Annotated in this window: 21 protein-coding genes; 12 read left to right on the top strand and 9 right to left on the bottom strand. The window is 71.0% G+C overall.

Going from position 1 to position 23,603, the window contains the following annotated elements:
• Positions 1–69: 69 nt before the first annotated feature.
• The 5 genes from HT134_RS03010 (at position 70) to HT134_RS02990 (ending at position 4,784) form a co-directional block, all read left to right on the top strand.
• The gene (locus tag HT134_RS03010; protein WP_175598691.1) at positions 70–561 is read left to right on the top strand and encodes a MarR family winged helix-turn-helix transcriptional regulator; all 492 of its coding nucleotides are present in this window, start codon (positions 70–72) and stop codon (positions 559–561) included.
• Positions 562–634: 73 nt separating this feature from the next.
• Positions 635–1,894, top strand: coding sequence for an ABC transporter substrate-binding protein (locus HT134_RS03005; RefSeq protein WP_175598690.1), 1,260 nt, complete (start codon positions 635–637; stop codon positions 1,892–1,894).
• Positions 1,891–2,787 (top strand): carbohydrate ABC transporter permease, encoded by an 897-nt coding sequence (locus HT134_RS03000; RefSeq protein WP_312887933.1) that lies wholly within the window; start codon positions 1,891–1,893, stop codon positions 2,785–2,787. Before HT134_RS03005 ends, HT134_RS03000 begins: the two co-directional genes overlap by 4 nt.
• Entirely contained in the window at positions 2,787–3,617 is an 831-nt protein-coding gene (locus tag HT134_RS02995; RefSeq protein ID WP_175598689.1) for a carbohydrate ABC transporter permease, read from the top strand. Before HT134_RS03000 ends, HT134_RS02995 begins: the two co-directional genes overlap by 1 nt.
• Before the next feature lie 9 nt (positions 3,618–3,626).
• A complete protein-coding gene (locus HT134_RS02990) occupies positions 3,627–4,784 on the top strand; it encodes an ABC transporter ATP-binding protein (RefSeq protein WP_175598688.1) in 1,158 nt (385 codons plus the stop codon).
• 9 nt (positions 4,785–4,793) lie between these two features.
• Here HT134_RS02990 and HT134_RS02985 read toward each other — a convergent pair whose 3' ends face one another.
• Positions 4,794–5,438 carry a TMEM175 family protein gene (locus tag HT134_RS02985; protein ID WP_175598687.1) on the bottom strand — a complete coding sequence of 215 codons (645 nt, stop codon included), beginning with the start codon at positions 5,436–5,438 and terminating at the stop codon, positions 4,794–4,796.
• Positions 5,439–5,657: 219 nt separating this feature from the next.
• Here HT134_RS02985 and HT134_RS02980 point away from each other — a divergent pair, with 219 nt between their 5' ends.
• The gene (locus tag HT134_RS02980) at positions 5,658–6,434 is read left to right on the top strand and encodes an SDR family NAD(P)-dependent oxidoreductase (protein ID WP_217707454.1); all 777 of its coding nucleotides are present in this window, start codon (positions 5,658–5,660) and stop codon (positions 6,432–6,434) included.
• 34 nt (positions 6,435–6,468) lie between these two features.
• Here the strand turns inward: HT134_RS02980 and HT134_RS02975 are convergent, their stop codons facing one another.
• On the bottom strand, positions 6,469–7,752 hold the full coding sequence (locus tag HT134_RS02975) for a cytochrome P450 (RefSeq protein ID WP_175598685.1): 1,284 nt from the start codon (positions 7,750–7,752) through the stop codon (positions 6,469–6,471).
• Between the two features lies 1 nt (position 7,753).
• The gene (locus HT134_RS02965; RefSeq protein WP_246363526.1) at positions 7,754–8,584 is read right to left on the bottom strand and encodes a TetR family transcriptional regulator; all 831 of its coding nucleotides are present in this window, start codon (positions 8,582–8,584) and stop codon (positions 7,754–7,756) included.
• Positions 8,585–9,010: 426 nt separating this feature from the next.
• Here HT134_RS02965 and HT134_RS02960 point away from each other — a divergent pair, with 426 nt between their 5' ends.
• On the top strand, positions 9,011–9,238 hold the full coding sequence (locus tag HT134_RS02960; RefSeq protein ID WP_175598684.1) for a hypothetical protein: 228 nt from the start codon (positions 9,011–9,013) through the stop codon (positions 9,236–9,238).
• A 625-nt stretch (positions 9,239–9,863) separates the two neighbouring features.
• Here HT134_RS02960 and HT134_RS45205 read toward each other — a convergent pair.
• Complete coding sequence (locus HT134_RS45205; protein WP_246363525.1) at positions 9,864–10,010, bottom strand: hypothetical protein; 147 nt, start codon at positions 10,008–10,010, stop codon at positions 9,864–9,866.
• A 262-nt stretch (positions 10,011–10,272) separates the two neighbouring features.
• Here HT134_RS45205 and HT134_RS02950 point away from each other — a divergent pair, with 262 nt between their 5' ends.
• Together HT134_RS02950 and HT134_RS02945 are read left to right on the top strand one after the other, a co-directional pair.
• A complete protein-coding gene (locus HT134_RS02950) occupies positions 10,273–10,719 on the top strand; it encodes a hypothetical protein (protein ID WP_175598683.1) in 447 nt (148 codons plus the stop codon).
• Between the two features lie 386 nt (positions 10,720–11,105).
• Positions 11,106–11,693, top strand: coding sequence for a hypothetical protein (locus tag HT134_RS02945; protein WP_175598682.1), 588 nt, complete (start codon positions 11,106–11,108; stop codon positions 11,691–11,693).
• Between the two features lie 488 nt (positions 11,694–12,181).
• On the opposite strand, the gene HT134_RS02940 is transcribed toward HT134_RS02945, so the two are convergent.
• Positions 12,182–13,189, bottom strand: a complete 1,008-nt coding sequence (locus HT134_RS02940) for a saccharopine dehydrogenase family protein (RefSeq protein WP_217707159.1) — start codon at positions 13,187–13,189, stop codon at positions 12,182–12,184.
• Positions 13,190–13,267: 78 nt separating this feature from the next.
• Between HT134_RS02940 and HT134_RS02935 the strand changes: the two genes are divergently transcribed.
• Positions 13,268–13,858 (top strand): TetR/AcrR family transcriptional regulator, encoded by a 591-nt coding sequence (locus HT134_RS02935; RefSeq protein ID WP_175598681.1) that lies wholly within the window; start codon positions 13,268–13,270, stop codon positions 13,856–13,858.
• Between the two features lie 277 nt (positions 13,859–14,135).
• On the opposite strand, the gene HT134_RS02930 is transcribed toward HT134_RS02935, so the two are convergent.
• Positions 14,136–14,492 (bottom strand): S1 RNA-binding domain-containing protein, encoded by a 357-nt coding sequence (locus tag HT134_RS02930; protein WP_312887932.1) that lies wholly within the window; start codon positions 14,490–14,492, stop codon positions 14,136–14,138.
• A gap of 170 nt (positions 14,493–14,662) precedes the next feature.
• Here HT134_RS02930 and HT134_RS02925 point away from each other — a divergent pair, with 170 nt between their 5' ends.
• Positions 14,663–17,749 (top strand): CARDB domain-containing protein, encoded by a 3,087-nt coding sequence (locus HT134_RS02925; protein WP_175598679.1) that lies wholly within the window; start codon positions 14,663–14,665, stop codon positions 17,747–17,749.
• A 109-nt stretch (positions 17,750–17,858) separates the two neighbouring features.
• Here HT134_RS02925 and katG read toward each other — a convergent pair whose 3' ends face one another.
• Positions 17,859–20,135 carry a catalase/peroxidase HPI gene (gene katG / locus HT134_RS02920; protein WP_175598678.1) on the bottom strand — a complete coding sequence of 759 codons (2,277 nt, stop codon included), beginning with the start codon at positions 20,133–20,135 and terminating at the stop codon, positions 17,859–17,861.
• Positions 20,136–20,520: 385 nt separating this feature from the next.
• Between katG and HT134_RS02915 the strand changes: the two genes are divergently transcribed.
• Positions 20,521–21,372: a phosphotransferase family protein gene (locus HT134_RS02915; RefSeq protein WP_175598677.1), complete on the top strand. Its 852-nt coding sequence runs from the start codon at positions 20,521–20,523 to the stop codon at positions 21,370–21,372.
• A gap of 122 nt (positions 21,373–21,494) precedes the next feature.
• On the opposite strand, the gene HT134_RS02910 is transcribed toward HT134_RS02915, so the two are convergent.
• Both HT134_RS02910 and HT134_RS45195 read right to left on the bottom strand, forming a co-directional pair.
• Positions 21,495–22,376, bottom strand: a complete 882-nt coding sequence (locus tag HT134_RS02910; RefSeq protein ID WP_175598676.1) for a TIGR03620 family F420-dependent LLM class oxidoreductase — start codon at positions 22,374–22,376, stop codon at positions 21,495–21,497.
• A complete protein-coding gene (locus HT134_RS45195) occupies positions 22,373–23,302 on the bottom strand; it encodes an NmrA/HSCARG family protein (protein ID WP_175598675.1) in 930 nt (309 codons plus the stop codon). The genes HT134_RS02910 and HT134_RS45195 overlap by 4 nt, the downstream gene beginning before the upstream one ends.
• Between the last annotated feature and the right edge of the window lie 301 nt (positions 23,303–23,603).

Here is a 23,603-nt window from a genome sequence, read left to right as displayed (position 1 = left end):
GGCCGCACTCCGTTCTGTCGAGTGAATCATTCATAGCACAGAACTATTGGACGACGCTACCATCGCCTCATGAGTACGGACATCGCCCCGCCGGGCCGGCCGAGAGGAACCGCGTTCCTGCTGTCACAGGTGGGCGCCCACGCGGCGGCGCGCTTCGCCGAGCGGGTGGGCGAGCTGGGGGTCGCGCCGTCCGACATCGGGCTGCTGCGCATGATCGCCCTCCAGCCGGGCCGCAGCCAGCAGTCGCTGGCCGGGGAGCTGGGCGTCGTGCCCAGCCGCGTGGTCGCGCTCGTGGACGGCCTCGAACGCAAGGGCCTGGTCGAGCGGCGGCGCAGCCCCCGCGACCGCCGCAACCACGAGCTGCACCTCACCGACGAGGGCGGCCGGGTGATGGCCGCGATGCGCACCCTCGGGGCCGCGCACGAGGACGACATCTGCGCCGCGCTCGACGAGGACCAGCGCAACCAGCTCGCCGCGCTGCTGGAGGCCATCGCCGCCCAGCAGAACCTCACGCCCGGCGTCCATCCGGGCTACCGGCAGACGTCCGCGCCGCCCCGCTGACGCCTCGCGCCCGTCCCGCAAGGCATTGACTACTCATGGTGATATGCGCAGGTAGGACGGGTACGCCTGTGACGTGAGCCGAGCGGCGAGGAGGAGACGGGGGGCCGCGGCCGCGCTGGCGGCCGGTACCGCGCTCCTGCCCGCCGCGTGCGCCGGGGGCGGCCAGGCGGGCGTCCCGCTGGTCAACCTCTACAACGCGCCCCAGGAGAACCTCGCCGCCATCGTCGCCCGCTGCAACACCGAGGCCCGTGGCCGCTACCGGATCGTGCTCAACACCCTCCCGCGCGACGCCGACGGCCAGCGCGAGCAGCTCGTGCGCCGCCTCGCCGCCGCCGATCCCGGCCTGGACGTGCTCGGCCTCGACGTCACCTGGACCGCCGAGCTGGCCGAGGCCCGCTGGATCCGCGAGTGGACCGGCGAGCACGCCCGGCAGGCCCGCGCGGGCACGCTGGCCAAGCCCCTCGACACCGCCACCTGGCGCGGGAGGCTGTACGCGGCGCCGTACAACACCAACGTCCAGCTCCTGTGGTACCGCTCCGACCTGGTGCCGCGCCCGCCGCGCACCTGGGGCGAGATGGCGGCCGTCGCCGCCGGCCTCGCCGCGCGCGGCCTGCCGCACTACGGCGAGGTGACCGGCGCCCAGTACGAGGGCCTGGTCGTCTGGTTCAACAGCGTCGTCGCCTCCGCCGGCGGCCGCATCCTGGACCCCGGCGGCACGCGCGTGGCCCTCGGCCCGCCCGCCCTGGAGGCGCTCACGGTGATGCGCGACTACGCCCGCTCCAAGGCGGCCGACCCGTCGCTGCCCAACACCCAGGAGGACTCGGCCCGGCTGGCCATGGAGGGCGGGAGGGCCGCGTTCGAGGTGAACTGGCCGTTCGTGTACGCCTCGATGGCGGCCAACAAGCCGGACCTGCTGCCGCACTTCAAGTGGGCGCCCTACCCGGGCATCCACGGCCCGGGCGCCTCGCCGCTGGGCGGCGCCAACTTCGCGGTCAGCGCGTACTCCGAGCATCCCGAGCAGGCGTTCCAGGCGGCGCTGTGCCTGCGCGACCCGGTCAGCCAGCGCACCGCCGCGGTCAAGGACGGCCTGCCGCCCACCATCGAGGCGGTGTACCGGGACCCGGCGATGGCCGAGCCGTACCCGATGCGCCAGGCCATCCTCGACGCGCTGAAGACGGCCGCGCCCCGGCCGAAGACGCCCACGTACCAGAACGTCTCCACGACGATCTCCGCGGCGCTGTCGCCGCCCGCCTCCATCGTCCCGCCGGTCACGCTGGCGAAGCTGCGCGAGCAGATCGCCCTCGCCCTGCGCAGCCAGGGGGTTCTGCCGTGAACGGCGGGAAGGGCCGGGCGCTCACCGAGGGGCAGCGGGCCGAGCGGCGGCTGGGACTGTGGCTGTGCGCCCCGGCCGCGCTGATCATGGTGGTGGTCACCGGCTGGCCCATCGTCTACTCGGTCCTGCTGTCGCTGCAGCGCTACGACCTGCGCTTCCCCGAGGACAAGGCGTGGATCGGGCTGTCGAACTACGCCACCGTGCTCACCAGCGAGGTGTGGTGGAACGCCTTCTGGGTGACCCTGCTCATCACCGTCGTCAGCGTCGCGATCGAGCTGGTGCTGGGCATGCTGCTGGCGTTCGCGATGTACCGGGCGATCGTCGGCCGCGGGCTGATCCGCACGGTCGTGCTCATCCCGTACGGGATCGTCACGGTCGCCGCCGCCTACGGCTGGAAGTACGCCTGGACGCCCGGCACCGGCTGGCTGGCCGGCCTGCTGCCGGAGGGCTCGGCGCCGCTGACCGAGCGCGGCCCCGCCATCGCGATCATCATCCTGGCGGAGGTGTGGAAGACCACCCCGTTCATGGCGCTGCTGCTCATGGCCGGCCTGGCCGTGGTGCCCGAGGAGCTGCTGCGGGCCGCGTCGGTGGACGGGGCGACGCTCTGGCAGCGGTTCACGCGGGTGACGCTGCCGCTGATGAAGCCGGCGATCCTGGTCGCGCTGCTGTTCCGCACGCTGGACGCGTTCCGCATCTTCGACAACGTCTACGTGCTGACGAACGGCTCCCAGGGCACCGGCTCGGTCTCGATCAGCGCCTACCACAACCTCATCGGCGGCCTGAACCTTGGCATCGGCTCCACCATGTCCGTCCTCATCCTCGTCACCGTCGCGATCATCGCGGTGGTCTTCATCATCGGGTTCGGCACGGCCGCGCCCGGAAGCGAGCGGTGATGGAGGCCGGGCGCCGGAGCGTCTCCGGCTGGACCGTCGCCAACGTCGTGGTCGTGCTGTACGCGATGGTGCCGGTGCTGTGGATCGCGTCGCTGTCGTTCAAGGACCCCAGCACGTTCACCGACGGCTCGTTCGTCCCGCGCAAGTGGACGCTCGGCAACTACGCCGGCATCTTCACCAACGCCGACTTCGTCCGCGGCCTGGTCAACTCCATCGGGATCGGGCTGATCTCGACGTTCGTCGCGATCGTCTTCGGCACCATGGCCGCCTACGCCGTGGCCCGGCTCAGCTTCCCGGGCAAGCGGCTGCTCATCGGCGTGTCGCTGCTGATCGCCATGTTCCCGCAGATCTCGCTGGTCAGCCCGCTGTTCCAGATCGAGCGGGCGCTCGGCCTGTTCAACACCTGGGCGGGGCTGATCCTGCCGTACATCACGTTCGCGCTGCCCCTGACGATCTACACGCTGTCGGCGTTCTTCCGCGAGATCCCGTGGGAGCTGGAGAAGGCCGCCAAGATGGACGGCGCGACGCCGTTCCAGGCGTTCTGGCAGGTCATCGTGCCGCTCGCGGCGCCCGGCATGGTGACGACCGCGATCCTCGCGTTCATCTTCTGCTGGAACGACTTCCTGTTCGCGATCTCCCTCACCTCCTCCGACGCGGCCAGGACGGCTCCGGCGACGATCTCCTTCTTCACCGGCAGCACCCAGTTCGAGGACCCGACGGGCTCGATCTCGGCGGCGGCCGTGGTCATCACCATCCCCATCGTGATCTTCGTGCTGTTCTTCCAGCGGCGGATCGTCGCCGGGCTCACCTCCGGGGCGGTGAAGGGATGACGCCACACCATGGCTGAGATCGTGCTCGACCACGTCACCAAGAGGTACGCCGACGGGACCGTGGCCGTCGACGACTTCGACGTCCGCATCGCCGACCGCGAGTTCGTGATCCTCGTCGGCCCGTCCGGCTGCGGCAAGTCCACCACCCTCAACATGATCGCGGGGCTGGAGGACATCACCGAGGGCGAGCTGCGCGTCGACGGCCGGCGCATGAACGAGAAGGCGCCGCGCGACCGCGACATGGCGATGGTCTTCCAGTCCTACGCGCTCTACCCGCACATGACGGTCCGCGAGAACATCGCCTTCCCGCTCAAGCTCGCCAAGATGGGCCGGGCGGAGATGGACGAGCGGGTCGAGCGGGCCGCCGGGCTGCTCGACCTCGCCCCCTACCTCGACCGCAAGCCCGCCGCCCTGTCCGGCGGCCAGCGGCAGCGCGTGGCGATGGGCCGCGCCATCGTCCGCGACCCCAAGGCGTTCCTCATGGACGAGCCGCTGTCCAACCTCGACGCCAAGCTGCGCGTGCAGATGCGCACCTCCATCTCGCGGCTGCAGAAGAGCCTCGGCACCACCACCGTGTACGTCACCCACGACCAGACCGAGGCGATGACCCTCGGCGACCGCATCGTCATCATGCGGGCCGGGCTGATCCAGCAGATCGGGCCGCCGCAGGAGCTCTACGACCATCCGCGCAACCTGTTCGTGGCCGGCTTCATCGGCTCGCCGTCGATGAACGTCCTGCCCGCGCGGCTGGAGGAGGGCCTGCTGCGCACGCCCATCGGCGACATCCCGCTGCGCGGCCGGCTGCGGCGCGCCACCGAGGGCCCGGACGTGCCGCGCGACGTCATCGCCGGCATCCGGCCGGAGTCCTTCGAGGACGCCTCCCTGGTGCACGACACGGACCAGGGCGGCACCTTCACCGGGACCGTGGACCTGCTGGAGTCGATGGGACCGGAGAAGCTCGCCTACTTCACCCTCGACACCGGCGCCGTCCGCTCGGAGCACCTGGCCGAGGCGGGCGGGGAGGAGGCGGGGGAGGGGTGCCAGCTCGTGGCGCAGCTCGACCCGAAGTCGGGGGCGCGCCGGGGCGCGCCGGTGCGGCTGTGGTACGACACGCAGGCCGTCCACCTGTTCCACCCGAAGACCGGCGAGAACCTCACCGAACGCTGAGCGCCACCGTCAGGCCCGGGCCGCGAACCGGCGCGCCGAGACGGCGCCGACGACCGGGGCGAGCACCCACAGCAGCGGCACCCCCTCCACCAGCCAGGTCAGCCCCGCCGTGAGCAGCCAGAACAGCCCCGCCGCCAGGAGCGTCGCCGCCTGCGCGCGCAGCGCGGCCACGTCCGTGCCCGGCCTCAGCACGTCGTCGCGCAGGATCGCCCGGAGCAGCGCCGCCTGGGCCAGCAGCAGCGCCGCCACCGCCGTGGCGAACAGGCAGACGGTCAGCGGGTTGGACACCGACTCCCCGATGAGCCCCGTGGCGTACGGCAGCAGCACGACGACGACCAGCAGCGGGACGTGCCTGGCCATGATCCGCGGCGACACGCGCGTGACCATGTCGAGGGTGCGGTGGTGCTCCCGCCAGACGCCCCACAGGATGAGGAAGGCGATGAGGAAGGCCAGCCACGTGGTCCAGTTGTCGCCCAGGAAGCCCCACAGCCGGGCCGCCATGACCAGGCGCGGCTCGTCGCCCTCGACCAGGTCGGCGGGCGGGCGGTGGATCTCCACGACGAGCAGCGTCATGGCGATGGCGAACACGGCGTCGACGAACGCGCCCACCCGCTCGTGCGTCGTCCCCGGCGCCACCCGCTCCGGCTCGCCCATCGGTCCCACCTCCGGTCACCGAGCGTAACCAGGGATCAGGCGGCGCCGCCGCACGCGGGCCGCCGTGCGGCGTGTCCGCCCCGCCGCCGTGCGGCGTGTCCGCCGTGCCCCGGGCGCGGCCGGGGGGCGGCCGGGGTGCGGCCGGGGCACGGCCGGGGCGGTTTCGGCGGGAGAGCCGCCGACCGGGACGGGCCGGGCGTCCTCTAGAGTGCGGGCGTGATGTCGCAGACGTACCTCTCCCAGCTCTTCTCCCTGGACGGCAGGGTCGCCGTCGTGACCGGCGGCAGCTCCGGCATCGGCCGGGCCATCGCCGGGGCCCTCGCGCGCGCCGGGGCGAGCGTGGTGATCGTGGCGCGCCGTGAGCCGGAGCTCGCCGCCACGGTCGAGGAGCTGACCGGCGACGGCTGCCGCGCCGCCTGGGTCAGCGCGGACCTGAGCACGCGCGAGGCCGTACGGGCCGCGGCCGAGGAGGCGGCCGCCGTCTACGGGGAGCCCGACATCCTGGTCAACAGCGCCGGGATCAACCTGCGCCCGCCCATGGACGAGCTGACCGACGACGTCTGGGACCGCACCATGGCGGTCAACCTGGAGGCGCCCCACCTGCTCGGCCGGCGCTTCGGCCCCGGCATGGCCGAACGCGGCTACGGGCGGATCATCCACGTCAGCTCGCAGCAGGCGCACCGGGCGTTCGTGCAGAGCGGCGTGTACGGCGTCTCCAAGGGCGGGCTGGAGTCGCTGGCCCGCTCGCAGGCCGAGGCGTGGTCCTCGCGCGGCGTCACCAGCAACACGCTCGTGCCCGGGTTCGTGATGACGCCGCTCAACGCGCGGCTGTCGGCCGACCCCGGGAAGGTGGCGGAGCTGGCCGCGCGCACCATGGTCGGCCGCAACGGGCTGGCCGAGGACTTCGCCGCGGCCGCGGTGTTCCTGGCCGGGCCCGGGTCCGCGTACGTCACCGGGCAGTCGATCTTCGTGGACGGCGGCCTGTCCGTCCACTGACGGCCCTCAGCCGACGACCCTCAGCTGACGGCCCTCAGCAGGCTCGGCCGAGGCGCAGCGGGAGCGTGCGCGGCCCGCGGACCTGGCCCGGCGCCCACCGCACCGCCGCCGGGTCCGCCAGCTCGAACACCGGCATCCGCTCCAGCCACACCTCCAGCGCCAGCCGCAGCTCCATGCGGGCCAGGTGGGAGCCCACGCAGCGGTGGATGCCGAGGCCGAAGGCGACGTGCCGGTTGACCTCGCGGTCGATGACCACCTCGCCGGCCCGGTCGAACTGCTCCGGGTCACGGTTGGCCGCCGGGAACGACAGCAGCACCCAGTCGTCGGCCTTCATCTCCACGCCGCCCCAGCGCATGTCCTCCTTGACCAGGCGGGCCATCGTGACCGGCGCGTACGCCCGCAGGAACTCCTCCATCGCGGTCGGCAGCAGCTCCGGCTCGGCGACCAGCCGCTCGCGGTCGGCGGGGGTGCGGGCCAGGTGCCACAGCGACGCGCCGATCGCGCTCCACGTGGTGTCGATCCCGGCGATGAGCAGCAGGGCGATCGTCCCGGCCACGTGCGAGGGTTCGAGCTTGCGGCCGTACAGCTCGGCCTCGATGAGGTACGTCGTCAGGTCGTCGCGCGGGTGGGCGACGTGGTCGCGGATCTGCTTGAGCAGGTAGTCGAACAGCTTGTCCATCCGCTCGATGCGCTCCTCCGGGGGCAGGTTGACCCCTTCGAGGGAGCTCTCGATGAACTCGCGGAAGCGCGGCCCGTCGTCCGCGGGGAAGCCCAGCATGTCGGCGATCACCCGTACCGGGATGTGCTGGGCGTAGTCGCGGGCGGCGTCCACGACGTCGCGGCCCTCCAGCGCGTCGATCAGCTCGTGGCACAACGCCCGCGTGGCCGCCTCCCGCTTCGAGACCGCGGTCCGGGTGAACGCGGGCAGCAGCAGCTTGCGCGCGTCGTGGTGGAACGGCGGGTCCGAGGAGATCGGCGGCACGCCGCCCACCGGCGCGATCTCGCGGGGCGGCCGGAAGTTGCTCATGACGATGGAGCGGGAGGAGAAGCGCTCGGTGTCGTAGGCGATCGCCGCGACGTCCTCGTAGCGGGTCGGCAGCCAGCCGCCGCCGAAGCGGCCGGTGCGCGCGATCGGGCAGCGCCGCCGCAGGTCGTCCTGGATGGGGTACGGGTCGGCCGTCCACTCCGGCTCCATGTGGGAGAAGTCGGTCGCCCAGTCCGAGACGGGACCGATGACGGGCTCGGTCCGCGTGCCCTGGAGCGGCGCGTCGCCGCGCGGCTCGCGGTAGTCCTCGGCGAAACGGTCGTCGGCCGTCATGTCACGCCCCCTCGCCCAGGTCGACGGCGCGCTCAGGACAGTTGGCCGCCGCCAGGCGCGCGGCGTCCTCCTCGCCGGCCGGTACGGCCCCGTCGCGGGCCACCCGGCCGTAACCCTCGTCGTCCTCCTCGAACAGGCCGGGGGCCAGCGTGTAACAGCGGCCGTGCCCCTGGCAGCGCCCGGAGTCGATCTGCACTTTCACCGCGATGCTCTCCTCGGTCCTTCGCTGGGTCCTTCGACGGGTGTCGGGTGGGGCGAGCGCGGTCACGACCCGGGTGAGCAACGCGGCCCACTCCTCGTCGCCGACCGCGTGCAGGTCCGGCGTGACGAGCGCGCTGCCCATCGCCAGCAGGAGGCAGAAGTGGGCGAGCGCGTCCGGCGACAGCGCGGGGTCCAGTTCTCCGCCGTGCTGGGCGGCGCGTACGAGGGCGGCGAGCCAGTCGGCGCGCTCGCCCACGTAGTCGCGCATCGGCCGGGCGACCTCCTCGTCCCGGCGGGCTGCGACCAGCGCCTCGACGATCAGGTGGCCGTCGGGGTCGCGGCGGCGGGGCAGCCACCGGCCTACAACGAGCAGCAGGTCCGCGACCGACCGGTCGGGGTCGGCGGCGAGCAGGTCGGCCAGCAGCCGCCGCCCGTGGGCGCGCAGCGCCGCGACGAGCAACTCGGCCTTCGAGCCGAAGTGCGCGTACAGGGCGCCGTTGCTGACGCCCGCGGCGGCGGCGATGTCGGCCACGCGCGTGCCGTCGTACCCGCGCCGGGCGAAGACGTCGGCGGCGGCGCGCAGCAGGCGCTCGCGCGTCTCTGCGGCCGTGACGCCGGGGATGCGCCCCATGAACGAATTAAAAGATCATTCATTTAACGCGTCAAGGGCCGGCCGGTCCCAGGGAGCTGTCTGAGGCGCTTGCAGATGTCAGTACGGCACGGGAGATGTCAGCGGACTCGGCAGTAAGCCATCGGGGTGAGCGTATGAGCGATAGATGGCCAGTGGGAGCAGTAGCTGGCCACTTTGAGAGTGGTAGTTGGCCACCCCCGCCCCCGTCACGAGAGACAGAGCCCTCACAGGCCCGTGTTCTTTGCGGAAACCGATGGTACGGCTGGTTCCTGGGTGCTGTGGTTGAGTGGTGACGGTTGGCGACTTACCTGAAGTGCGGTCGGAGACCTGTGGCTTAGAGGAGCTGTTCTCTGCTCGTACCGCCGGCGAGCGATCGCTGGGGTCGCTGGCGCTGGGCTCGCAGTGGCCCCGGCGATGGAGCGCGATGTGGCGGACATCGGCGGGGGAATTCTGGCCTGGCCGCAGCAGGCCCGCCAGGCGGCAGAGGAGATCGACGCGGAGCGGCGCCGCCGTCGCGAGGCTGTGGTCACCTCACCACCGCAACCACCTCCGCTTCTGCATGACGCGCTGCGCCGCAAGAGCATCTTCCTCATACACGACGACGATGACGAGGCATTGCCGACCCAGCCCGAGCACGGAGAAGACAGCCCATGACGTCCGTTCGAAAAGCGGACGGCCGAGGCCCGGAGTCCTTCGTGCTGCCCGATGAGGTCCCATTCCGGGACCCCTTGGCCGGGAGGGAGCACTACCGGACCAGCCGCGGCCTCTTCATCCCCGCCCCGCAGCTCGGCCTCGCCGAGTGGTGGCTGCTGTCGCCGCGCCGACGGATGCTCCACGACCTGCACCGCGCTGCGACGCACGCCAACCTGCCAGTGATCGCGACGCCAATGAGCACCGCGGTGGAAAAGCTGCTACGTGCCCGGATCGAGTCCCACGCGCTCAAGCACAAGCCGGCCACCCGATCCGGGATCATTGTCTTCGGCGGGGGATTCCAAGGCAAGACGGAGACGGTCTGCGAGGTCTGCGCCGCCTTTGAGGACTTCTGGCTGGACGCACACCTGCACCTGCCCAGTGCCACGCCGGCACCAGGGATCTGCACGCCCCGGTCGCCTACGTCCAAACGCCCATCACCGCCAAACCGAAGTCCACCTGCAAAGCCACCATGCACGTCTACGGCGCCGACACCGGGAACATGGAGCTGCCCGAGCTGATCCGCCAGGTCGCCCAGTCCCTCAACGACCACGGCACGAAGGTGCTCGTGCTGGACGACATCACCCGGTTACGCACGCACCGCGCCGATGACCAGGACGTGCTCGACCTCATCCGCGCGTTCATGAGCATGCACGTCACCCTCATCCTCATCGGTCTCGACACCCCTGGCTCGGGCCTGTTGCAGGAAGGGCGCCTGCTCCGGGCTGTTGTCCATCGCCGACCAGATACTCAGCCTTCCCAGCCCTGCCGACGTCCGGGCCCGACTGCGACCGCTCGTCCCCGAAAGCACAAGACAAACCCGCTTCACCCCATGGGGCTATCTCATCCAGCGCATGCGGCCTCGCTGCTCCGATGGGCTGAACGATGCTTGCGATCCGTTACTCACAGGCTTTCGCCGAGGCGAGGGCGCTCTCCGAGGTCGACGCCTCGCCAGTCACTCGACGACGACGCTGAGGCTGGAACTCATTCCGGCGTTCTTGCCTGAACCCTGGTATAACCAGAACTTCCGCCACCTGGGCGAGATCAACCCCGCACTCCTGCGACGAACCGTCATGCTCCGACCTGTCCAGATGATCTCGGGCGGTTCGCTCGGGGACGCAGCTGCGTTTCTCGGCATCGTTTCCGACTCGCGCAACGGCAGCGTCTATGCCGCAGCAGGAGCAGTTCACTCCTGGGCGAGACGGTCGCCGGACCCGCAGGCGTTCAACGACTCGGTGCTGCGAGTCCTGAACACTATTGAGGCCGCACCGAACAAGGTGAACTTTCAGCGCCGCCGCTCTGGTCTTCGGCGCTGGTCCTTGGACCAGGACACGTGGAATTCCATGGTCGCCGAACTCCCACCAACCCCGGGCCCCGTCCAGCCAGATCTGGGAGATCGCAAGCGCCAAACCGCGTCCGTGCTGGTCTCGGCCCAAGTCACCTAAGGTGAACACCTCTTCGTCCCGCGACCGATCGAGGCCGCACAGCCCTCAGGCGTCCGGAAAGCTTGGCGCCACGAAGACACCTGGTATCACTTTCAAGCCGTCCGCCCAAAGCGGCACTATGCGCACGTGAAGGAGATCCTCCTGCGCCACGCCCGTCAGCTGGCGGAACACATCGACAGCACGCTCGACAATTAATCAGTCCGAGCCGAGATCTCGCAACCAGTGCCTCAATAACCGGGCCAGCCACCTATCCCATGGAGGGCCACTTCCTCCCAGGGAAGGGAGAAGAGAAGGTAGACGATTTCGATTGCTTACGCCTTGGCTACCGCAAGGTGGCTGCTCACACTGTTTGTCACACGGACAGGACAGATGGGGAGGAGTGCAGGATGAGCTGGGATGCTCTCGGAGCGATAGCTGGCGCCATCTCGGTCGTACTGGCCGTGGTAGGGGTGGCGCTTGCTTACCTGCAGGTACGTGGCCAGATACGCACGCTGCATCCAGACTCCACGACCGCCGCGGCAGACGCTTCTCTTCCGATTGGCCGAATCCGGGAATCGTTGCGGCCGATACTTTCCGCGCTAGGGCTCTGGTTCATGGCCGCCATGTTGCAATTGCCAGCCCGCTCTTGGTGGGGCTGGGCCATGATCGTCATGATGATCGGTCTCTATAGTCTTGAGGTCTTCGTCACGACCGTTGGCTGGAGGCCAGCGATCCGAACGTTTCGCATTCTGCGCTGGCTGCTCCCCCCGCGTCTTCGACGTACGTTGAAAGTGCCTGATCTGCCGCGACCCCCCAGCTCTTGGCAACGCCTGATAGCAGCAGGCCAGGTTGTGGGGATCCTCATCATCTTGCAGATCGCCGGAGTCCCTACGGCGCACTTCTTCGTGAACGTCCTTGTGCACCTCGGTCGTAACGTCCTCAAGGGGCCGCCAACGCATTGCCCCTCGGCACCGGACGCCTGGATCTGTTGGTGAAGCGCTAGATGCCCGAATTCCAAGGCAGTGTTCGGGTTCCTTACGTCTCGCGGTCTGCTGGCGGGGGTCCGGCTCCGGACCAGCGGTCGCAGCAGGGCAGTAACCCGCTCTTGCGATGGGCCAACAATCGCTCCCCATGACCATCTATCGCTCCCACGCTCACGGGGATGTCAGTAGGCGCGTGTACGGCAGGAGGTTCAGCCAGGATGGTGGCGATCAGGCCTCGGCAGTTGGCGCTGGTAGTTGCTCCAGTGCCTGGCGAGGCGTTCGCATCCTGGGTGGATCGGTTGGCGGTACGCAATGGATGCCCGCCGTGGGCGATCGTCGAGGCGTTAGGGCTGGATGTCCGCGGGACCTCTGGTGATGTCCGCACGTTGGCATACGGCATCGTCGCGACTGCGGAAATGTGCGAGGCGGTTGAGGCCGCTACTGGGATGGGCGCCCAGCCGCCCGCGATTCTCGATAGCCGCAGCCGGCGATCGCCGCAGTCAGCGATCGCCGTGCGCGCCGACGAAGGTGGTGCCGATCTCCGCCATCCGCTCGGCCGCGTACCCGGGATCGATCAACGCCTCGGGGGTGTGGAGTCCGGGCGGCACGGGGGCGCCGCGCAGGCCGAGCAGTCGCTCGACGCCGAGGGCGACACCGAGCGCCGTCAGGGAGCGCTGCCCCTCCGGGTGGAAGAGGTAGCGGCTCGTCCTGAGCGGCGCGCCCGCGCGGTCCACGCCTTCGAGGTCGATCCTGACCTCCGCGGACGCGGGCCCGCCGCGCCGCCTGCCCATCGACTCACCGACCGCGAACGCGAAGCGGACGTTGGGCGCGCCCGTCGCGAGGGCCAGGCTTGGCACATCGAGGATGGGGACGATCTGGCCAGGTAGCACGGTGCCGTCGACGCCGGTTACCTCCACCTCCGCGTCGGGGCCGCTGACCCAGTGGAAGACGCCGTCGCGGCGGATGTGCCCCGCTGAGGTGGCGCCCAGCAGGCGTTCCATGTCCGCCATGGCCGCGGGCCCGCCGCCGTCCTGTTCGTCCAGCACGCCGCTGACCTCGATGGTGTCGAGCCGGTCGAACTCCCTGGCGAGGCCGAGCACCGCCAGGACGACGAGCCCCGCGTACCAGTGGCTGGCCAGCAGGATCGGCGTTGCGCCGGTTCTCAGGCCGGCGGCGACGACCTCGGGTCCGATGTCGACCAGGCCGCTGGAGATGCTGACGTACGGCAGGCCGCGGTCCTGTGCGAAACGCAGTCCGTTCAGGTGGCTGTCCCACACCGTTGCCACGACCGCCGAGTAGCCCTCGGTCTCCTGGAGGCCGAGGTCGCCTCGCCGCAGATCGATGGTTGCGGCTGCCGCGCCACCGAGCTCGTCGGCGACCCGCTGGGCGCGGCCGAGATCGCGGCCCGCGATCGTCAGCCGCAGCTTCGGGTACCACCGGCGCAGGAGGGTCGCGGTCCCGGCGCCCACCTGGCCGGATCCGCCCAGTATCAGTACGGAGTGCTCCACGGTGATCCCCTCTCCTTAACCTACATTCTGTAGGTTTCATTTTGTAGCTTAAGCTGAGAGGTGACGCAAGGGAGGACGATGGCCACGGGATCGACTCGCCTGTCCAAGCCGGCCAGGCGGGAGCAGTTGCTCGATACCGCCATGGCGATCGTGCGCGCCCACGGCACCGACAGCCTCACGCTGCTCAGCCTGGCGGAGGCCGCCGGGGTGAGCAGGCCGATCGTCTACGACCACTTCGGCACCCGCCCCGGCCTGCTGATCGCGCTCTACCGGCGGCTCGACGAGCGGCACCGGGCCGCCGCGGAGGAGGCCCTGCGCGACGCCCCGGCCGTCCCTCGCGAAATCGCCCGCGTCCTGAGCGTCGCCTACTTCGCCTGCGCCACCGACATGCCGGAGTGGACCGCCATCTCGGCCGCGCTCAAGGGGAGCCAGGAGATGGAGGAGATCGAGCGCGAGCTGCTGGACAGCTACACGGACCTGATGGTCACCGCGCTGCGGCCGTACACCGGGCTCACGCAGGAAGCCCTCCGGCTCCGCTGCGTTGGCGTGCTGGGCGCGGCCGAGGCGATCGCCGCGGAGCTGAACCGGGGGCGTACCACCGTCGGCGCGGCCATCGCGGCGCTGACGGACCTGACCGTCGACGGCATTGACACCGGAGCTCAGGACTGACTCTGTCGCGGTCCGTTGTGTGGTGATGCTGCCGAAGGCCATGACCCCGCCCGGGGCCGCGTTGCGCCTGGCCGGCGAAGAACTACGCCCCTGGGGGAGCGCCACAGCCCCGGGGCCGGCCTCAACCCTGGGCCAGAATAATCATGAACTTCGGAGTCATGGCCCTCGCTCAAGAGGAATGATCTTCGACCGGATACTGCCAACTTCGATGACAGGAGCGCCGGTATTTCGACACCCATCGAAGCGACAGCGCTCAGCTTGGGAGCGGGCTCCACTGTCATCTTCGCTGCCTCCAGACAGGAGCCTTGTCCGACAGGGCGAGCCGGCGCCGCAGCGTGTCGATCTCGATGATGATCACCGTGACCACGTCACCGACCTGAACCGCGACGCCTGACACCTCTGAGGTCCGGGAGGTGAGTTCGCCGAGGCGAATCAGGCCTTCAACGCCGTCTGCCACCCGGACGAAGGCACCAAAGGGCGCCACTTTGGTGACCGGGCCGTGCAGGATCTGCCCCACGTGAACGCGGCGCGCGAACTGCTGGAACGGGTCCGGCCGGGTGGCGCGCAGCGACAGGCGGGCTTCGCCGTCATGGGTGTCGGAGGCGAGGACTTCGCAGGTGACGCGCTCTCCCACGGAAACGACCTCGGATGTGTCCCCGAAGCGGTGACACCCACTTAGGTAGGGGGTACTCAGGCGGCGGGCCTCGCCCTCGGCGGACGCTTCCTTGTGGCAGCGCTCCAAGGGAGGAAACCATGGGCTTCAGTCGGTTCAGGCGTGACACGCGACAACCTTTATCGTTCGCCGTGATCCTGGTGCTGCTGCTGGCCTTGGTCCCGGCGCTCGCCGCCCCCGCGGCCGCGGCCGCCCCCGGCATCAAGGTCACTTTCAAGATCGAGTACCTCCGCCAGATCGAGGACCCCGACAGCGGCGGCGTGGGCGACGGCGACTACTACCCCAAGGTCCGGATCGCCGACGGCCCCTTGGAGATCGGCCCGAGAATCGAGGACGACGAGTTCGAACCGTTCGGCCTGCCGGAAGCCCCCAACGGCTGGACCTTCACCAAAGACGACCTCCCGGGCGACAAGCCGACCGTGGACATCACGGTCACGCTGTGGGACTACGACGGCGGGCTCAACACCAACGACGACCGGATGGACATCAGCCCCCGCGACCAGGACCTGGAGCTGAACCTCGTCTACGACCTGCGCTCCGGCACGTTGTCGGGCGACGACATCGTCTTCGGCACGCCCTGCGTGAGGTCCGACGGGCAGACCGCCAAGGGGGAGACCTGCGTCGAGGGCGACGGCGACCACGGCTTCCCCCGCGACAACGACGGGCGGATCACCAGGATCGGCATCACCGCCACCGCCGAGATGCCCGACACCGACGGCGACGGCATCCCGGACATCGTCGAACTGACCGGCGTCAGGAACCGCGGCGGCGGCGTCATCGCCGACCTGCCCGCGCTCGGCGCCGACCCGTGCCGCAAGACGATCATCCTGCAGCTCGACTACATGGCCGACACCAACCCGGCCACCCGGCACTCCCACCAGCCCAAGCCCGGCGCGATCACCCTGGTCCGCGACACCCTCGACGCCGCTCCGTTCCCGGCCACGAATCCATGCCCCTATCCGGGGACCCATCGCGCCGGCATCGACTTCGTCTACCTGCAAGGAACGCAACTCGCCGAACAGCAGCAGATGGGCCTGAACAGCAACGACTACCGGAACGCGCGAAACGCCGACTTCCCCGTCGAGCTGGCCCGTTACGCCCACTACGGGATCTTCGCCCACGACCTCCTCGGCGACCCGGGCACCTCGGGCCAGTGCTGCGAACCGACCCGGGACAACAACAAGGACTTCATCGTCACCCTCGGCTCATGGCGGACCATGTGCGTGGCCGACTTCACCCGCGACTACGGCGGCGACGACACCCTGCAGACCACGGCAGGGGGTGACGACGTCACCGTCGGCACCCAGATCCACGTCGGCGACAACCGCCGGTGCGACACGACCAGCGCCCACCGTACCGACATCCAGGTGCTCACCCCCGGCACGGGCGACGCCGACGCCAAGGTCGGCACCGAGCAGGACCAGGCCGGCACCATCCTGCACGAGCTCTTCCACGCCCTGGCCCTGCGGCACGGCGGCGACAACAACGACAACTACAAGCCCAACTACCTCAGCGTCATGAACTACTTCTTCCAGACGGGCATCCCGAACAGCCCGCCGCCGCTGCTGGTCAACCAGCTCCGCGACTGGAAGGTGGGCGCGGTACGCCTGGGCCTGTCCAACGGCAAGCTGCCCCCGCTGAACGAGGACCTGAAGGACGGCGGGCTGAACGAGTCCGCGGGAATCGGCGACGGCACGGACTGGACGTTCTGGTGGACCGACAACCTCGCCAACCCGGGCAGCGGTTTCCGTCCGCTCCGGGCGGGCGCCGGGAACGGGCCGCTCAACTGGAACGACAACCGCACGCCCGGCACCAACGTCCCGATCATCGACACCGGCAACGTGAGCGTGGACCTCAACGCCGAGAAAGGGCTGACCACCCTCAGGGACCACGACGACTGGCCCGCGATCAGGTTCCGGGCGCAGTCCCCGGACCGCCTGGGCTGGGCGTGCAGCAGCTGGCCCGCGTCCGCGCCCACCTGCGCCGGGGCCAGCGGCGGCGTGGAGAAGGAACTGGACTTCGCCGCCGTGATCCGCCAGGAGATCTCGTTCTTCAACTCCTACGACCCCGACATCGCCACGAAGAAGACCGTCGACAAGGCCGACGCCGAGCCCGGCGACACCCTCACCTACCCGGTCAGGCTCGATAACATCGGCACCGGCCAGGCGACCGCGATCGTCGTGACGGACACCCCGCCGACCGGCGACGCGCGAACGCGCCAGGTCGGACAGCTGGGCGCGGGTGGTACGAGCACGGAGACGTTCACCTACACGATCCCCTGCGCCACCGAAGACGCCGCCGTGCTGACCAACAAGGCCGAGGTGACCGCGAAGGACCTCGCCGGCGGAGCCGAGGCCAGAACAGACAACAACACCGCGACCGCCACGACCAAGGTCCACGCCCCCAGGCTCACCCTCGACAAGCGCGCGACCGCCACGGTCGACGCTGGCGAGGCGATCACGGTCGACCTGAAGGTGGCCGACGTCGGCAGCGCCAAGGCCACCGGCGTCGCCTTGACCGACACGCTCCCGAAGGACGTCTACTACAGCCAGGCCCTCGACCAAGGCACAGGCCCGCGTCCGACCGGGGTCACCCGCAACGCCGACGGGACGACGACGCTGACGTGGTCGCTGGGCGAGCTGGCCGCGGGCGCCACCCGGTCGGTGCAGTTCACGGCGCGGCCCGGCCTGCTGTTCTCCGCCGGGGACAAACTGGCCGACCAGGCCTCCGTGACGTACGGCAACGTCAACGGCTGCGCCTACGAGCCGGTGACCGCGACGGCCACCACGACGATCACCGAGGTCACGCCGACCCGTGACCCGCGCTCGCACGGCTACTGGAAGACCCACCCGGACGAGCGCACCGCCGAGCTGCTGGCCCGGGTTCAGGCCACCTATCAGCAGTTCGACAGCTCGGGAGACGGGGCGCTGGACAACGCGGAGGCCGGGGCCGTGCTCTCGGCGGGCGGGCCGCAGCCGGGTCCCGCCAGGTTCCAGCTGCTGGCGACCTTGCTCGACCTCGCCGCGCGGCAGGTCAACGCCTCCACGCGGATCGACAGCGAGCTCACCCGCCGGCTCGGGACGCGCACGGTCGGCGAAGCCGTCCGGTACGGCTTCGCCACCCTGGCCCTGCCGGTCGACAGCTCGACGGCCCAGCGGTACTCCGACGCCACCGCCCTGCTCGACGAGATCGTCACCGACAAGAGCGAGGTGTACTGAGGACAGAGGGGCCGCGCCGGACGCGGGACGAGCCCGGCCGATCATGGTGACTCGGCCGGGCTCGTCGGGTGGAGATCGGTGGAGATCGGTGGAGATCGGTGGAGAAAGGTCAGGCGAGGTCGAAGCGGTCGAGCTCCATGACCTTGGTCCAGGCCGCGACGAAGTCGGTCACGAACTTGTCGCGGGCGTCCCGCCCGGCGTAGACCTCCGAGAGGGCTCGCAGCTGCGAGTTCGAGCCGAAGACGAGGTCGACCGCGGTGGCGGTCCACTTCACCTCGTCGGTGGCCGCGTCGCGGATCTCGTACACGTGCTCCTCCGACTCCGACGCCTTCCACCGGGTGCCCGGGGAGAGCAGGTTGACGAAGAAGTCGTTGGTGAGCACGCCGGGCCGGTCGGTGAGGACGCCGTGCCGCGAACCCCCGAAGTTGGCCCCGAGCGAACGCAGGCCGCCGATGAGGACGGTCATCTCGGGCGGCGTCAGGTTCAGCATGTACGCGCGGTCGACGAGCAGCACCTCCGGCTGGGTCTTCTCGCCGGGACGCAGGTAGTTGCGGAACCCGTCGGCCCGTGGCTCGAGAACCCCGAAGGACTCGACGTCGGTCTGCTCCTGCGTGGCGTCGGTGCGCCCCGGGCGGAACGGCACCGTCACCGTCACGCCGGCCTCGCGGGCCGCCTTCTCGACGGCGGCCGAACCGGCCAGCACGATCAGGTCGGCGAGCGAGATCTTCGCGCCGCCGGCCTCGTTGAACTCGCGCTGGATGCCCTCGAGGGTGTCCAGGACCGTCGCGAGCTGCTCGGGCTGGTTGACCTCCCAGCCGCGCTGCGGCTCCAGGCGGATCCGGGCGCCGTTGGCGCCGCCGCGCTTGTCGGTGGACCGGAAGCTCGCGGCCGAGGCCCAGGCGGTGGACACCAGCTGGGCGGTCGTGAGGCCGGACTCCAGGACCTTCGTCTTGAGGGCGGCGATCTCGGCGTCGCTCACGAGTTCGTGGTCGACGGCGGGCACCGGGTCCTGCCACAGCTGGGGCTCGGGGACCCAGGGCCCGCGGAAGCGGCTGACCGGGCCCATGTCGCGGTGCAGCAGCTTGTACCAGGCCTTGGCGAAGGCCAGCGCGAACTCGTCGGGGTGCTCGAGGAAGCGGCGGGAGATCTTGTTGTACACCGGGTCGACGCGCAGCGACAGGTCGGTCGTGAGCATCGTCGGCTTGTGCTTCTTCGACGGGTCGTGGGCGTCGGGGATGATCGCCTCGGCGTCCTTGGCGACCCACTGCTTCGCGCCGCCGGGGCTCGTGGTGAGCTCCCACTCGTAGCCGAAGAGGATCTCGAAGAAACGGTTGCTCCACTGCGTCGGCCGGTCGGTCCACGTCACTTCGAGACCGCTGGTGATCGTGTCGGCGCCCTTGCCGCTGCCGTGAGTGCTCAGCCAGCCCAGGCCCTGCGCCTCCAGCGGCGCGGCCTCGGGCTCCGGCCCCACGTGGCCGTCCGCGACGCCGGCGCCGTGGGTCTTGCCGAACGTGTGGCCGCCGGCGATGAGAGCGACGGTCTCCTCGTCGTTCATCGCCATCCGGGCGAAGGTCTCGCGGATGAAGTGCGCCGCCGCGGCCGGGTCCGCGTTGCCGCGGGGACCCTCCGGGTTGACGTAGATGAGACCCATCTCGGTCGCGCCGAAGTTCGGCACCATCTGGCTGTCGTCGACGTAGCGCTCGTCGCCGAGCCAGGCGTCCTCCGGGCCCCAGAAGATCTCCTCCGGCTCCCACACGTCCTCGCGGCCGAAGCCGAAGCCGAAGGTCTTGAACCCCATCGACTCCAGCGCGACGTTGCCGGCGAGCACGAGCAGGTCGGCCCACGAGATCTGCTGGCCGTACTTCTGCTTGACCGGCCACAGCAGCCGGCGGGCCTTGTCGAGGTTGGCGTTGTCGGGCCAGCTGTTGAGCGGCGCGAAACGCTGGGAGCCGTCGCCCGCCCCGCCGCGACCGTCGTGGATGCGGTAGGTGCCCGCGGCGTGCCAGCTCATCCGGATCATGAGACCGCCGTAGTGGCCGAAGTCGGCCGGCCACCAGTCCTGCGAGGTGGTGAGCGTCTCGATGATGTCCTGCTTCAGGGCCTCGACGTCGAGCTTCTCCAGCTCCTTGGCGTAGCTGAAGCCCTCGCCCAGCGGGTTGCCCTTGGACGAGTGCGCGCGCAACACCGAGAGGTCGAGCTGGTTGGGCCACCAGTCCCGGTTCGTGCGCGGACGGCCGCCGGTCTTGGGAGTCGGCGAGTCGATGGCCGGGTTCTCGCTCTCACTGCCGTGCGCGGTCACGGAGTCATGCGCGACCGGGCAGCCGGCCGCCGCCTTCTGGTCCACTCCCTGCGCGCTGGAAGGGGCGTTGTCCTGAGGGTCGCTCATCTGTTTCCTTCCGAACTTCCGGATCACTGGTCAACATGCCTTTGAGGAGCGTGGCCGGTGGCGCGGCCGACGTCCGCGACCGCGCCGCGGGAACGGCACCCGACGTGGCGGTGGTTGTCTCCCACGCGTGCCTCGTGGCGGGCGCTCGCACCGGCGGGCTCGACACGCCGCGCCGGACCGGCGTTGCTCAGCGCACGCACAGCGCGGCGCGCGCTGCCGGCAGCGGCCGGGTCTCACGCGGCGAGACGGCTCGTAAGTGCGCCTCGAAATCGGACGCCATACGGCCAACATAGTCCTCTAATCTGGAACAGTTCAAGTTTGGCTCGCCCGGGATCGGGAGGATTCGGGCGGGGGGACCGGACGGCACGGGGTCGCCGCCGGGCGGGTGCGCCCGCTTCCGGCGGGGTCGGCCAACCGGGTCTACCTGCTCGGGGACGGCCTGGTCCTGCGCGTCCCGAGGGCCGAGCGGTTCCTGCCCGACCTGGTCAAGGAGGCCGTGGTCATCCCCGCCGCCCGGCGGGCGGGGGTGCGCACTGCGGAGGTCGTCTTCTTCGACGACACGTGCTCGGTGGTGGACGTGCCGTACCTGCTGCTCACCCGGGCGCGGGGGAGCGATCTCGCGGACCTGGCCCTGCCCGCCGCCGGCACGGAGCGGGTCCTGCGCCAGGTGGGGCGCGAGCTGGCCAAGCTGCATCGGCTGTCCCCGGCCACCGCCCCCGCCCTCGCCGCGCTCCCCGTGGACGACGGCGCGGCCGACCCCTGGACGCTCACCCACCGCCTCCGTACGGAGGGCTGGCTCGACGCCGAGCACGCCCGCTGGCTCACCGGCTGGTTCGACCGGCTCTCGGCGCGTCTCCCGGCGGACCCTCCCGTGGTCCTGGTCCACGGCGACATCGCTCCGCAGAACCTGCTCATCTCCCCGGGGACCGCTCGGCTGGAGGCGATCGTGGACTGGGGCGACGCCCAGTGGGCCGACCCCGCCGCCGACTTCGCCAAGCTGCCGCTGACCGGCGTCCCGGCCACGCTCGACGGCTACCGGCAGGAGAGCGGCGAGGAGACCTCAGGCTGGGAGGCGCGCGTGCTGTGGTTCCATCTCACCTGGGCCCTCGGCCGCCTGGCGGACCCGGTGCCGCGCCCGGGCGAACGCCACTGGACCGCACCGCCCGCCAGCTGGCTGCTGGGCCTGCTCCGCTTCTTCGCCTCGGCTCCACCGGCGCCCTGGGCGTCCCTGACCTGAGCCGGCCTCCCTGACCTGAGCCGGCCTCCCTCGCCTGAGCCGGCCTCCCTCGCCTGAGCCGGCCTCCCTCGCCTGAGCCGGCCTCCCTGGTCTGAGCCGCCGCGCCGATCGGCGGTGCGGGGTCAGGCGAGCAGGTGCGCGGCCAGCCGCTCCCACTGCCGGACGGCGGGGACGTGGGGGTCGGCGGTCACGACGTGCAGGCTGACGTGGTCGGCGCCGGCGTCGAGGTGCTGCCGGACGCGGTGGGCGACGTCCTCGGCGCGGCCGTGGGCGACGATCGCCTCGACGAGGCGGTCGTCGATCGCGTCCGGGGCGGGATGTCCGAGCCCGCGCAGCAGTTCGCGGCGGTTGGGCAGGGCGGCCGCGGCCGTGGCGCGGGCCGGTTCGGCGGTGCGCGCGCGATCGTCGCCGAGCACGCACAACTGGGTGACGGCCAGCAGGCGGTCGCCTCCGAGCGTGGCGCGGGCGGTACGGGTGTACTCCACGGGCATGCCGAGCACGCACGCGCCCCGGGCGCGCTCGGCGGCTAGGGCGAGCATGCCGGGGTCCAGTGCGGCCAGGACGCGGTGGGGCGAGGCGGTCGTGCCGGGCGGCCCGAACGGGGCGGCGTCCAGCGCGTCGAGGTAGGAGCGCATGGTGGCCAGGGGCGGGCCGAAGCGGTGTCCGCGGACGTCCTCGGCCAGGCTCGGGTGGCTGTCCCACAGGCCGAGCAGGAACCGCCCGGGGAAGGCCTCCTCCAGGGTGCGTTGCGCGGCGGCGGCCGTGACCGCGTCGCGCGCGTAGACGTCGGTCATCCCGGCGGCCACGGTGATCTCCCGGGTGCCGGCCAGCAGGATCGCGGCCTGCGCGACGGCCTCGCGGCCCGTGGTCTCGGGGATCCACAGGGCGCCGTAGCCGAGGTCCTCGATCGCGGCCGCGGCCCGGCGGACCTCGGCGGCGCGGAGGGCGTCGAAGTCCCCCGCCCAGATCCCGACGCGGCCGAGGGCGGGGGTGCGGGCCGTCACCACGCGCCCTGTCCGGCTGCGCGCGCGGAGTCCAGGAACGCGGAGATCTGGGCCGCGCCGGTGCGCGCCAGCCAGGTGCCGAAGTCCATGGCGGCCGGGAGGATCCGCCGGGTGGCGGCGATGTTCGCGCGGTAGCCGTGCTCGTCGAGCCACCGCATGGCGTACGCGAAGTCCTCGCTCACGCTCCTGATCACCTCGTTCGGGATCCGCGCATAGGGCAGCGAGATCCCCAGCGCCGCCCCGATGGCCTCGGCGACCTGGACCGGCGTGAGCTCGTCGGCGGCCAGCGAGACCGCCCGCCCGATCCATTCCGCCGGCCGCGCGAAGGCCAGGGCGGTGACGGCGCCGACGTCGTCGACGGCCACGAGCTGCTGGACCGTGTCCGGCGCGACCCCGGTGGACAGGGTCCCGTCGCGCAACGCGTAGCCGCCGGTGAAGTTCTCCATGAAGGAGACCGGCCGCAGGATCGTCGCGGGCAGGCCGAGCTCGGCGATGCGCCGTTCGATCCGCCACTTGCTGACCAGGTTCGCCGGCACCTTCTCGCCGGGGTGACGGTCCGCGCCGGCGACCGAGCTGTACACCAGGTGCCGGACGCCGGCGGCACGCGCGGCCTCGGCGACGTTCACCCCCCAGCGCACCTCGTCCTCGGTGGTGAAGTCGGGCGCGGTGCCGGGGGAGCCGACCGTGGGCTGAACGCTGAACAGCCCCCAGGCGTCCCCGGCGGCGGCGGTCAGGGAGCCGACGTCCTCCATCCGGGCCCGTACGGGCTCGGCGCCGGCCCGCGCCAGCGCCCGGGCGCCGGCGCCGTCCGGGTCGCGGGTGAGCGCCCGCACCCGCCAGCCGTCGCGCAGCAGGTGCCGGGTCACGGCCCTGCCCTGCAGACCCGTCGCGCCGACCACCACGACGGTCTTGTTCGTCAGCGTCACTGTCTCGTCTTCCTCTGCGCTCGTGCGGGCCGATTAAATGGGGTGGCCCTCCATTTGGTTGTCGCGATCATATGGGGGGGCACCCCACTTAGCAAGCTCGCAGCGGTGACACCGCGCGTGAGCTGGAGGTGCCGCGCTCGGCGGGGCAGGGGCCGTCCGGCGGCGACGTCTTGCCGGGCGACGGCGACAAGGCGTTTCTTCGGCGGTTCTCCGGCGTGTCTTCCGCGTGCGGCCCGGGAAGGCGGTCCGTCAGTGTGTGACCGCGAGGAGGGGTCCGTCAGTGTGTGACCGCGAGGAGCCG

The sequence above is a fragment of the Nonomuraea rhodomycinica genome (genome assembly GCF_013363995.1).
Lineage (GTDB): Bacteria > Actinomycetota > Actinomycetes > Streptosporangiales > Streptosporangiaceae > Nonomuraea > Nonomuraea rhodomycinica.
The sequence above is the reverse complement of the archived record's forward strand: the minus strand, read 5'-3'. Positions and strand labels throughout refer to the sequence as shown.